This window comes from Pseudomonas sp. 29 (assembly GCF_002754355.1).
Lineage (GTDB): Bacteria > Pseudomonadota > Gammaproteobacteria > Pseudomonadales > Pseudomonadaceae > Aquipseudomonas > Aquipseudomonas neuropathica.
Map to the genome: position 1 here is coordinate 5,617,405 of NZ_PEEY01000001.1, position 9,180 is coordinate 5,626,584.

Here is a 9,180-nt window from a genome sequence, read left to right on the forward strand (position 1 = left end):
AAGCGCAACGGCGCGGAGCACTTTCCTTTCGTTGCCTGGAATTGCGATCGCTGGGTAACACTCTAGCGACGTGCTGCTTCTTTCAAGTGAGCCAACACTAAGCAGAGAATGGACTTATCCGCTTCAGTCTCCAGACTGCCGTCAGCATCCATGGGCAAATATGGCCTAGCCGGTATGTCTCCCCATAGGGACGGAAAGTCCGCCCGGTCCCCGCCGAATTGCATCATCGCCGCATACGGTTTGTTACTGCCAACCATGGCCGAACTGTCGGTTGCGTGCGTGGTTATCGATGCCGCCAAACCGGCAGCGCTGACCTGCAGCATCTGCCCCGGCCAGTGGCCGCGCTTTGCACGTTTCTCAGTGGTGACATCGGAGAGCTCGGGCCATTCGGGACGCCCTTCGTGTTCGAAGTTTTCTTCGGTTTGGCTGGCGAGTTCGGCGGCGATGGATTGCATCAGGGGTGTGAGGTTGCCGATCGCGTTTTCGATTTGGCTGAGGGTTTGTTGTAGGTGTTGGTGTTTCAGTTCGATGGTGAGCATGGGGGGCTTTGTTTTTGGGTGATGGGTTTGTGGGTGGGTTGGTTAGTCAGGATCAAAAGATCGCAGGCTTCGCCGGCTCCTACAGGGGTGAGGGTTCGGCTTTGGTGTTGCGGTGGTTGGTTGTGCGCTATCGCGAGCAGGCTCACTCCTACAGGGGGATGGGGTGTGTCAGTTGGGTGGGTAGTCGTTGGTGGTTTGTTTTGGGGCTGTGCCGGGGGCGTGGTTGAAGCCGGGGTCGGTTCGGAAGGTGATGTTGTGGCCCTGGGCGTTGGTGAGGCGTAGGCCGGTGACGGTGGCGGTTCGGATTTCGCCGGTGTGTTTGTTGAGGCCGGTTTCTATGGTTTCGGTGAAGGTGCGGCCTTGGCTGGTTTGGACGATGAGGCCTCTGCGTTTGACGGCGGCTTCGGTCAGGGCGACGACGCGGCAGCGGCAGTTGAAGCCGTTGGGTGGGTAGATGAATTGCCAGATGGGGTCGTCGTGGCGGAAGACCTGGCCGTGGAGTGCGCGGTGGCTGGGGCGGGTTTTGCCGTCGAGGGTGGCGACGAGCATCCAGTATGGGTGGGTGTCGGTGGTGGCTTCCATGCTGGTTTTGCGGCCGGCCATGTAGGCGCTTTGCAGGTTGGTTTGGTAGATGGTTTTGAGGCGGCGTGGGCTGCCGAGTTGGACGGGTTCGGCGTTGCCTTCTGTGTTGACGATTATTTGTTTGCCCCACCAGCCGTGGGCTTGCAGGGTGGGCGTTAGGTGGGCGGTGAATTGTTTGAGGGTTTGGCCTTGTTGCAGGGCTGTTTCGAGGGCGGCGCGGATGTCGGCGAGCAGGTCCAGGCGCATGGCTTTGGCGACGGTGAAGGCTTGCTGGTGGGCGTGGTCGAGTTGGTCTTGCCAGTGCCAGGTGATGGCGTAGCCCTTGGCTTTTAGGTAGGCGATGGCGTTGGCGGGTTCCAGGTCGAAGATGGCTTGGAGGTCGAGGGGGTTGAGGGTGTTGGTGTGGGTGGCCATGTCAGTCTTCTCTGTCGGCGATGGCGCTGAGGCGGCCCCAGGTATTGGCGATGACGTTGAGTTGGGTGAGGTGTTGTTGGAGGGCTTGGCTGTCCATGTGTGGGTGGGCTTCGGCGAGTAGGCCGAGGGCGTGTGTGGGGTCGGGGCTTTGTTGCAGGGCGTGGATCAAGGGGGCGATGGCTTGCTCGGTGTGTTGTTGCAGGGTTTCGGGCGGCAGGCGGTTGATGGCGCGGTCGAGGGCGGTTTGGTCGGGTGCTGGCCTTTGGGCGGGTTCGGCGAAGGCCGGTGTGTTGGGGGTGGCTGGGGTTTGCTGAAGGTCGCCGTCTTGCAGGTTGTAGGTGCGTTGCCAGTAGGTGTTGCTGAATTTGACGCCGGATTCGGTGAGGGTTTTGTCGCGTTGGGCGAGGCTTTTGTTGATTTCTTCTTGTTGCCACAGTTGGTAGTCGGGGGCGGCGATGTGGGGGCCGAAGTTGAGGTCGACGACGTGGCGGATGCAGGCGTTGAGTGCGGCGGTGACGATGCTGGCGTCGCCGTCGCGGATGTCTTGGGTGACTTCGGCACCGGCGGTGGCGCTGGCGCGGTTGCTGTCTTTTTCGGTGGTCTGGTTTTGGCCGAGCATGGCGACGTTGATTTCGCTGCGGCAGTACTCGAGCAGTTGGCGGTAGACGTCGGCGCTGCCGGCTTTGCCGGCGGCTTCGATGATTTGGACGCTGGCGTCGTCGGGGATGGCGGCGACGGCGTCTTGGACCATGGCTTCGAGGCTGTCGAGCAGCAGGTTGGTTTCGTCGTCGGTGGCGCCGCGTGGGTGTTTGCCGATGACCCAGGGGCTGCCGTATTTTTCGGTGAATTGAACCCAGTATTTTAGGCCGCCGCGCATGAAGGTGGCGGGCCAGAAGCACATGCTGAGGTCGGGGAAGCCGTAGGGGTTGGCGTAGGTGGCGTCTTGGCGGGCGACGATGATGCGTTGCGGGTCGCAGGGTTGGCCGTCGGGGCCGGCGTCTTTGGCACGAAAGCGCAGTGCGTTGTGCTGGTCGTAGTAGAACCATTCGGCGGGTTTGCCGAGCAGGTCTTGAGGCACGAGGTGCCGACCGAGGGGCTGCCACATGAGTTCGAGGGGTTGGTAGCCGTATAAGGGGGCGTCGAGCAGTTCGCGCAGGATGCGATCGAGGTCGAGGTCGGCGAGCCAGTCGCTGATGAAACGTTCGATTTTGGGGCTCGCGTCGCCGCGTTTAAGGCCGCGCTCGAGTGAGAGGACGGCGGCTTTGCGGCGGCGGATGTTGCCACCGACGAGGGCGCTGCTGCGCAGGTCGCGGTAGACCTTGATGTCTTTGCCTTGGGCTTTGAGGATGGGGTCGGGGTTTGGCAGGTGGGCGCCGAAGGTGGCTGTTTCGGCGCGGCTGCGGGTGGCGATGTGGCGCTTGAGTGCGGGGTTGCGTTTGGCTTCGGTGAAGCTGACGAATTCGGTGGGACTGATCCATAGGCCTTGGTTGTTCATGCGTACCCTTGGGTGATGCGTGGGCCCTGGCGTGGGCGCCGTGATTTGACGGTGATGGGGCCACAGGCGACTTCGAGTGTGGCGAAGTGGGCCAAGGCGCCGGCGCCGGCGAAGTCGCCGTGGCGGTAAAGGTCGGGGTCTTTGAGGTCTTGTTGGCGGGCTTTGCTGATCATGGGGATGCCGTCGATGGTTTCGATGGCGCGCAGGTCTTGGTGTAAGGAATCGTCACGCGGCAGCGTGAGGTGGGCGTCTTCGAAGAGTTGGACGAATTTGGGCATCCAGGCGCCGTACCAGGTGCGGCTGATTTTGATTTGGTGGATGCGGTTGTGGCCGAAGGTGTCGGCGGTTTCTTCGGCGAGGGTTTCACCGTTGCCGGTGGCGTCGAGAGCGGCGCCGATGAAGCGTGGTAGCCCGCGCAGCAGGTGGAAGAGGATTTGCTTTTGTTGGCGGGTGGGCACTTTGTGCAGTTCGATGACGAAGGGGATGTCGCGGTGCCGGGTCTGGTCGACGGACATGGGGCAGATGATGGAGAAGTCGCGGTGCCGGGCGTAGTCCATGCCGAGGAAGTGGCGCAGGGTTGGCGCGAGTGCTTGGCGCATGACGGGGCTGAGGTGGCGGTCGATCCAGTCGGTTACGTAGGCTTCGCGGCGGTGGATGGGTTGTTGGGTGAAGGCGTCGTCGAGGGCCAGGCGCAGGACGCTGCGGCCGGGGCGCATGGCTTCGTCGATCCAGACGCCGGGGATGCAGACGCCGTTGCCGTCGCGGGGGATGGCGTCGAGTTCTTCGCGCATTTGCGCTTTGCGCGGGCCGTAGGCGTTGCGGATTTTTTTGTACCAGGTGTGTTTGCCTTCGGCTGTTGGCGGCTCCCCGGCCATGTAGCAGACGCGTTCGTAGAGGCCGTTGGCGACGGCGTCGTCGAAGGTGGCGCGGTAGACCTGGGCGCTGTCGCCGTAGCGTTTGTCGCGGATGTCGCTGACCATTTGGTTGAAGGCGTTGGCTTTGCCGTTGTGGGTACTGATGATGACGATGCGCCCGCCCCAGATGAGGAGCGCGGTGGCGGCGTCGAGGACGGCGCTGACGTTTCGGTGGAAGGCGGCTTCGTCGATGATGACTTTGCCTTGCAGGCCGCGGACGCTGGCGGGGTTGCTGGAGAGTGCGACGATTTTGAAGCCTGAGGCGTAGCGGATGCGGTAGGCGTTGATGTGGCGGGTGTGGCCGGTTTCGTCTTGGTCCTGGAATAGAAACTCTTCGATTTGGCTGGCGCCGGCGGCTTGGGCTTGGGCCATGACGCGGCTGAATTTGGCGCAGTAGCCGATGAATTCGAGGCCTTTTTCTTTGGTGTCGCCGATGTAGTAGCAGTCCATGCCGGCGGCGGCTTTTTGGGAGGCGGCGGTGATGACGCTGTCGAGGGCTTCGGCGAAGGTGATGCCGGTGCGCCGGCCTTTTTCACAGAGTTTGATTTGCGCGTGGATGGCGAGCCATTGGGCTTGGTGGGCCATGAGCAGGCCTTGGGCTTGTGGGTGGTAGTCGGCGGGGATCTGGCGGACGCTGGGCGGCAGTTCGTCCCACTCGACGACGCGCAGTGTGCTGGCGGATGGGGTCATGGTTTGACGCCGAGGAAGGTTTGGCGCCAGTACTGGGCTTGGTCTTCGGTCATGCCTTTGGCTTTGACGGCGTTGTCGAGGGCGGCGGCTTGTTCTTGCAGGAGGCGTTGGCGGGTGGCGTTTTCGATGGCTTGGCGTTCTTTGACGCTGAGGGTGCGGGCTTCCATGGTGGCTTTGGCGGCGCGGGCCAAGGCGCTGATTTCGGCGATGGTGATGTCGTCTTTTTCGTGGGCGCCGAGGGCGGCTTGGTAGGTCAGGGTCGAGATGGCTTCGATGAGGAGAACGCCGGTTTTGTCGGTGGCGTCTTCGCCGAAGGCGCCGACGAAGGCTTCGGCCATTTGCCGTTGTTGGCGGGCTTTGTCGGTGAGTTGGTCGAAGCCGATTTTGAACCGGCTGAGGGCACTGCGGCTGGGCGGCGTTGCGCTGGGGAAGCGGGCTTGGAGGTCGGCGAGCATGGCGTCGAGGGTGTGGCGGTCTTCGCGCAGGAGTTTGTGCAGGTAGGCTTTGACGTCGGTGGGCAGGCGGTTGATGGTGGATTTGCCGGCCATGGTCAGGCGCCCGGCCGTTGGATGCCGGGGACGCGGGCGCGGCCGGCGGCGATGTCTTGGCCGCGTTCGGTGAGGGTGGCGACGAGGATGGGGCCGATGTCGTTGAGGGTGATGGCGCTCTGTTCGGCGAGCCAGTGGAGTTCGGTTTTGGTCTGGTCGCGGCTGGTGCTGTGGCCGTGGTGGTCGAGGGCGGTGTTGAGGACGGAGCTGTTGGCGCGGTAGCCGGGCATGTCGGCGAGCAGGCGCAGGAGGACGAGGCGGATGTCGTGGCGCAGGTAGTCGGTGTAGGTGTTCATGGTTTTTCTCGCAGCAGGTAGTCGTTGATGCGGTCGAGGGCGCGGGCCAGTGGGCTGAGGGCGTCTTTGACGCCGGTGAGTTCGGCGCGGATGGCTTTCATGTCGCCGAGCAGGTCGGCGATGGCGCTTTGGTCTGGGAGGTGGCGGACGTGTTCTTCGAGGGCGACGATGCGGGTGTTGAGCTGGAGCAGTTGGTGGGCGCTGGCGGCTTGGCGTTTGGCGAGCCAGGTGTAGAGGCTGAGGGTGGCGAGGATGAGCCATTCGGCGATTTGCAGGCCGGTGATGAGGTCTTGGTGGGTCATGGGGTGCCCCGCGGGGTGTCGGGGGTGTTGCGGGGGGATTGCGGGCGCATGGGGGTTGCCTCCGGTCAGGGCGCCCCGGGGTTTGCGGGGGCCAGAAATACTCACGCCGCTATGGTGGGCGGCGTGGGGTTGGAGGGCTTTTAATTGGGTTTAGGGAGCGGTTTGGGGAGGATCTTTGGCTTTCGGGTTTTGTATGTCGCTCTCACATAAATCAAATAACTGAGCGACGAGTTTCTGGAGTGGGCCGATTTTGGGTAGGTCTTCCTTCGCGTATCCCATCGCGCGCATTGTTTCGTTATGGCAGATGGCATTCAGGACATGCAAAACGGGAGGTTCTTCTGCTTCGATGGAGAGTCGTCTGGCTGCTACTTCGAGCAAAAGCTGTTCCGATTCAGCACCGAGCATCAGCTTCTCTAATTCCACGTACTTGCGCATAAAGTCTGTGTGATCTCTGGCACGTGTGGCGCTGCTGAGCACTAAGTTTATGGAAGCAAAAACGGTTACGAGGCCGGAGGCTATGAGTGCGATGTCTTTTGAGTTGTCTTGAAGCGTGCCATAAACCGCAACGGAGCCGAATATCAATGACAGCATGTTAGATATTTTATCTAACCGGTCAAAAAACGAACGACGGCGTTGGTGATATCGAATTGAGCGACGAACGCTGAAGAGCGTTGCATACCAACGGTCGGCTAAGTCTTCCGTTGTGGCGTCCATTGTCACTTGCTCCGACCTGGTCGCTTTGGCGGAGAGAGAGTGTCTACCACGTCAGAATGCCCACGTTTGTTGTGGTCTTCGAAAATCGGACGTGGATCTCTCTTATCCGATTTGCTGCTGCCACGACCTTGATCTTTATTTTTGTCATGGCTACCGCTGTTGTCCTTGCTCAATTGATGACTCCTTTCTTGGTTTGGTGTTGAGGCGAGATCCACTCTAATTTGATCCCGTCGAAATATGTATCTTTTCCTTACGCCGGTACGGCCTTCTCTGCTGGATTTAAAAGGTTTAAGCATTCATTTCGATTGATTTGATACTGATCCAAATGAGCATAGGCCGTGCTTGGATCGGCTTCCCCACCGTTCTGACGTATTGCGCTGACCTTAGCCTGCCACCAGCTATTGGCGAAAATTCCCGCTGCGGCGCAGTGGCCCAGCGGTTCGAATACGGAACGACCGAACTGCGCCTGACCGGTTTCACCCAGGGCTTTGAAGCGTTGACTGTGGGCCGATAGGTCTTTGAGGTTGTTGGCTTTGAGGATCTGCAGGCCCTGTGTCATGGCGTTGTCGAGATCAGCCAAATATTGGGTGGCGGTGGCCAAGGCTTGGGGGCTGGCGCTGGTGTAGACGGTGGGCGCCTGCTGTTGTTCGGCCGATTGGGCGACGGCTGGTTTCACTGGGATGGGGTCGTTCGGGCTGAGCCAATACCAAACGCTGGCGGCGACGATGACCCATGACACTGCTGTCGAGACTTTTTGAGCGATGGTTTTTTCTGTTTTTGCGTTGTTTTTATTCTGGTCCATTGGTGCTTCCTTTTTGGGGCGTTTCGTCCGTGGGTGCTGCTTGGGCGACGGTGGTGACACCGTCTGTTGTTGGTGTGTTTAGTGGGATGCGACGAGCATGAAGGCCAGGCCTGCGAATACGCCTGTGGCGATGAGGGCGTAGGTTTTGAGGGCTTCGGGCAGGTGGTCTTTGATTGAGTAGCTGAGGGCGGCGATGCCGATGCAGGCTACGCAGGTTTTGAGGATGAGCCGGTGGTTGTTGTGTTGCTGTGTCAGGGCGTTTTTATGGGCGGCAATGTCGTCTTGGGGGTTGTGGTCGCAGTGCAGGCACTGTCGTTCGCTGGTTTGGGGTGGTGGGTGTTTGAGGGTGTGGTGGCCGAGGTTGATTTGGCCGCGGTTGCCTTTGATTTTGATCGTGAGTTGATGGTCTTTTCCATCCATGGGGAGGTTTTGTATTTCCTCTGAAAGCCTGGCTGATAGTTTGCTGACCAGGTCTCCGTCCTCGCTTGGCATAGTTCTCCTTTGCTATTTCAGCGATTTATTACCAATTTCAATATGCGCTCAACGCGGGGCTGGTCGAACTGTTGTTCGTGGCCCAGCGCGTTGTAGATCTCTGCGGCCACTTCGGCCAGTTTTTTTGATGGCCAACGCCGGCCGGCTTGTTTGGCGGCGGTTTCGAGCATTTCGATGATTCGTCCGAGTTTTTCGCCGTCGATGGGCGCCCAGGTGGGGGCTGCTGCGCCGGCGCTGGGGACGAGGATTTTTTGGCCGGTGATGATGAAGTAGAGGTCGGCGCCGGCTTGGGCGATGGCGGCCATGTAGTGGGCGTCGGGGACGCGGTCGCCTGCTTCGTAGAGCATTTGGGTTTTTTTGGTTACGCCGGCCAGGGCTGCGAAGTCGGTTTGGTTGAGGCCTAGCCGTGTCCGCTCGCCGCGTAGTCGCTCACAAAAGGAAACCATTCGGTTACCAAAATCCTTTTACATGGGAACCGTTCGGTTCCATCATTCGTTCACACCGTCCGACCACGAACGGCAACTTTATCGGCACCAAGGCGGGTGCTGTTTCCCCGGAGGGATTTTATGACGCTACGTACTGCGGATGAGGCTAAAGCTGAGCTTAGGGCCAAGGGTGTTTCGATTACTCAGTGGGCGATCGCGAATCGCTTTTCGCCCAACCTGGTGTTTGAGGTGTTGGGTGGGCGCAAGAAGTGTGTGCGCGGTCAGACGCATGAGATTGCGATCAAGTTGGGGCTTAAGGCCGGGGAGATTTGTGTGGACCCGGCGTCGGCTCTTGAGTCTTCGCGTTTTGTGGCGTGAGGCTCTGGATGAAAAATCATATCGGTTATGGGGAATCTACCGCTTTTATTTGTTTGCCGAGACTGCGCGCGGATGAAAAAGAGAGTTTTCCTACAAAAAACACACTATTTGCCACTTTTTTTGCGGTGACGCGTGGGCTGCTTAATAGGTGGCGGGTGCGGGCCTTCGGTTTTGAGGGGGGCAATTTACCTGATTTTGTTGTGCGTGCTGTGTTGTGTTTGACCGCTTTTGCTTGGGTGTTGCGATGAGTCGGCCGGTGTCGGCGTCTGCTCGGGTGTTGCGTGTGCTGTTGGCGTTGAAGGGGCACACGGTGACGGGCTTGAGTAATGCGGAGTTGGCGGTGTTGACGCAGGACAGTCCGAGCAATATCACGCGGGCGATGCAGACGTTGATTGAGGAAGGTTTGGCGCTGAAGTTGGATAACGGGCGTTTTGCTCATTCGGTGAAGGTGTTGCAGATGGCGCAGGCGCATGCCGAGCACATGGCGCGTTTGACGGGACGGATGCAGGAAATCAATCTGCGGATTGCCGCGGGTTCGAGGGTTTAAGGAGGCGGTATGGCACGGAGCAAGGGTGTTTGCGCTGAGGCG

The 9,180-nt window shown here is 60.1% G+C and carries 14 protein-coding genes; 3 read left to right on the forward strand and 11 right to left on the reverse strand.

What is annotated here, in order from left to right; genetic code table 11:
- Nucleotides 1-62: 62 nt before the first annotated feature.
- From CLU80_RS26150 to CLU80_RS26200, 11 genes are all read right to left on the reverse strand, one after another.
- On the reverse strand, nucleotides 63-539 hold the full coding sequence (locus tag CLU80_RS26150; protein WP_099758830.1) for a phage virion morphogenesis protein: 477 nt from the start codon (nucleotides 537-539) through the stop codon (nucleotides 63-65).
- A gap of 168 nt (nucleotides 540-707) precedes the next feature.
- Nucleotides 708-1,535, reverse strand: a complete 828-nt coding sequence (locus CLU80_RS26155) for a phage head morphogenesis protein (RefSeq protein ID WP_099758831.1) — start codon at nucleotides 1,533-1,535, stop codon at nucleotides 708-710.
- A gap of 1 nt (nucleotide 1,536) precedes the next feature.
- Nucleotides 1,537-3,030 (reverse strand): DUF935 domain-containing protein, encoded by a 1,494-nt coding sequence (locus tag CLU80_RS26160; protein WP_099758832.1) that lies wholly within the window; start codon nucleotides 3,028-3,030, stop codon nucleotides 1,537-1,539.
- Nucleotides 3,027-4,634, reverse strand: a complete 1,608-nt coding sequence (locus tag CLU80_RS26165; RefSeq protein WP_099758833.1) for a hypothetical protein — start codon at nucleotides 4,632-4,634, stop codon at nucleotides 3,027-3,029. Before CLU80_RS26165 ends, CLU80_RS26160 begins: the two co-directional genes overlap by 4 nt.
- Nucleotides 4,631-5,182 (reverse strand): phage protein Gp27 family protein, encoded by a 552-nt coding sequence (locus CLU80_RS26170; protein WP_099758834.1) that lies wholly within the window; start codon nucleotides 5,180-5,182, stop codon nucleotides 4,631-4,633. The genes CLU80_RS26165 and CLU80_RS26170 overlap by 4 nt, the downstream gene beginning before the upstream one ends.
- 2 nt (nucleotides 5,183-5,184) lie before the next feature.
- A complete protein-coding gene (locus CLU80_RS26175; RefSeq protein ID WP_038369258.1) occupies nucleotides 5,185-5,478 on the reverse strand; it encodes a VpaChn25_0724 family phage protein in 294 nt (97 codons plus the stop codon).
- Complete coding sequence (locus CLU80_RS26180; RefSeq protein ID WP_099758835.1) at nucleotides 5,475-5,780, reverse strand: DUF2730 family protein; 306 nt, start codon at nucleotides 5,778-5,780, stop codon at nucleotides 5,475-5,477. Before CLU80_RS26180 ends, CLU80_RS26175 begins: the two co-directional genes overlap by 4 nt.
- A gap of 150 nt (nucleotides 5,781-5,930) precedes the next feature.
- Complete coding sequence (locus tag CLU80_RS26185) at nucleotides 5,931-6,494, reverse strand: hypothetical protein (RefSeq protein WP_099758836.1); 564 nt, start codon at nucleotides 6,492-6,494, stop codon at nucleotides 5,931-5,933.
- A gap of 250 nt (nucleotides 6,495-6,744) precedes the next feature.
- Nucleotides 6,745-7,296 carry a hypothetical protein gene (locus CLU80_RS26190; protein WP_099758837.1) on the reverse strand — a complete coding sequence of 184 codons (552 nt, stop codon included), beginning with the start codon at nucleotides 7,294-7,296 and terminating at the stop codon, nucleotides 6,745-6,747.
- 78 nt (nucleotides 7,297-7,374) lie between these two features.
- Entirely contained in the window at nucleotides 7,375-7,788 is a 414-nt protein-coding gene (locus CLU80_RS26195; protein WP_286079783.1) for a hypothetical protein, read from the reverse strand.
- A 17-nt stretch (nucleotides 7,789-7,805) separates the two neighbouring features.
- Nucleotides 7,806-8,135 carry a hypothetical protein gene (locus CLU80_RS26200; RefSeq protein ID WP_286079784.1) on the reverse strand — a complete coding sequence of 110 codons (330 nt, stop codon included), beginning with the start codon at nucleotides 8,133-8,135 and terminating at the stop codon, nucleotides 7,806-7,808.
- A gap of 219 nt (nucleotides 8,136-8,354) precedes the next feature.
- Here CLU80_RS26200 and CLU80_RS26205 point away from each other — a divergent pair, with 219 nt between their 5' ends.
- Genes CLU80_RS26205 through CLU80_RS26210 form a run of 3 tightly spaced genes read left to right on the forward strand, consistent with a single transcriptional unit; the run spans nucleotide 8,355 to nucleotide 9,138 of the window.
- The gene (locus tag CLU80_RS26205; RefSeq protein ID WP_038361110.1) at nucleotides 8,355-8,591 is read left to right on the forward strand and encodes a DNA-binding protein; all 237 of its coding nucleotides are present in this window, start codon (nucleotides 8,355-8,357) and stop codon (nucleotides 8,589-8,591) included.
- Between the two features lie 8 nt (nucleotides 8,592-8,599).
- On the forward strand, nucleotides 8,600-8,839 hold the full coding sequence (locus tag CLU80_RS30420) for a hypothetical protein (RefSeq protein WP_286079785.1): 240 nt from the start codon (nucleotides 8,600-8,602) through the stop codon (nucleotides 8,837-8,839).
- The gene (locus CLU80_RS26210; RefSeq protein WP_099758840.1) at nucleotides 8,836-9,138 is read left to right on the forward strand and encodes a helix-turn-helix domain-containing protein; all 303 of its coding nucleotides are present in this window, start codon (nucleotides 8,836-8,838) and stop codon (nucleotides 9,136-9,138) included. Before CLU80_RS30420 ends, CLU80_RS26210 begins: the two co-directional genes overlap by 4 nt.
- Nucleotides 9,139-9,180 lie beyond the last annotated feature (42 nt).

What these genes read in the sequence shown, in the direction of transcription:
- CLU80_RS26150 (WP_099758830.1), bottom strand. Translation starts at nt 539, where the DNA reads ATGCTCACCATCGAACTGAAACACCAACACCTACAACAAACCCTCAGC.
- CLU80_RS26155 (WP_099758831.1), bottom strand. Translation starts at nt 1,535, where the DNA reads ATGGCCACCCACACCAACACCCTCAACCCCCTCGACCTCCAAGCCATC.
- CLU80_RS26160 (WP_099758832.1), bottom strand. Translation starts at nt 3,030, where the DNA reads ATGAACAACCAAGGCCTATGGATCAGTCCCACCGAATTCGTCAGCTTC.
- CLU80_RS26165 (WP_099758833.1), bottom strand. Translation starts at nt 4,634, where the DNA reads ATGACCCCATCCGCCAGCACACTGCGCGTCGTCGAGTGGGACGAACTG.
- CLU80_RS26170 (WP_099758834.1), bottom strand. Translation starts at nt 5,182, where the DNA reads ATGGCCGGCAAATCCACCATCAACCGCCTGCCCACCGACGTCAAAGCC.
- CLU80_RS26175 (WP_038369258.1), bottom strand. Translation starts at nt 5,478, where the DNA reads ATGAACACCTACACCGACTACCTGCGCCACGACATCCGCCTCGTCCTC.
- CLU80_RS26180 (WP_099758835.1), bottom strand. Translation starts at nt 5,780, where the DNA reads ATGACCCACCAAGACCTCATCACCGGCCTGCAAATCGCCGAATGGCTC.
- CLU80_RS26185 (WP_099758836.1), bottom strand. Translation starts at nt 6,494, where the DNA reads ATGGACGCCACAACGGAAGACTTAGCCGACCGTTGGTATGCAACGCTC.
- CLU80_RS26190 (WP_099758837.1), bottom strand. Translation starts at nt 7,296, where the DNA reads ATGGACCAGAATAAAAACAACGCAAAAACAGAAAAAACCATCGCTCAA.
- CLU80_RS26195 (WP_286079783.1), bottom strand. Translation starts at nt 7,788, where the DNA reads ATGCCAAGCGAGGACGGAGACCTGGTCAGCAAACTATCAGCCAGGCTT.
- CLU80_RS26200 (WP_286079784.1), bottom strand. Translation starts at nt 8,135, where the DNA reads ATGCTCTACGAAGCAGGCGACCGCGTCCCCGACGCCCACTACATGGCC.
- CLU80_RS26205 (WP_038361110.1), top strand. Translation starts at nt 8,355, where the DNA reads ATGACGCTACGTACTGCGGATGAGGCTAAAGCTGAGCTTAGGGCCAAG.
- CLU80_RS30420 (WP_286079785.1), top strand. Translation starts at nt 8,600, where the DNA reads ATGAAAAATCATATCGGTTATGGGGAATCTACCGCTTTTATTTGTTTG.
- CLU80_RS26210 (WP_099758840.1), top strand. Translation starts at nt 8,836, where the DNA reads ATGAGTCGGCCGGTGTCGGCGTCTGCTCGGGTGTTGCGTGTGCTGTTG.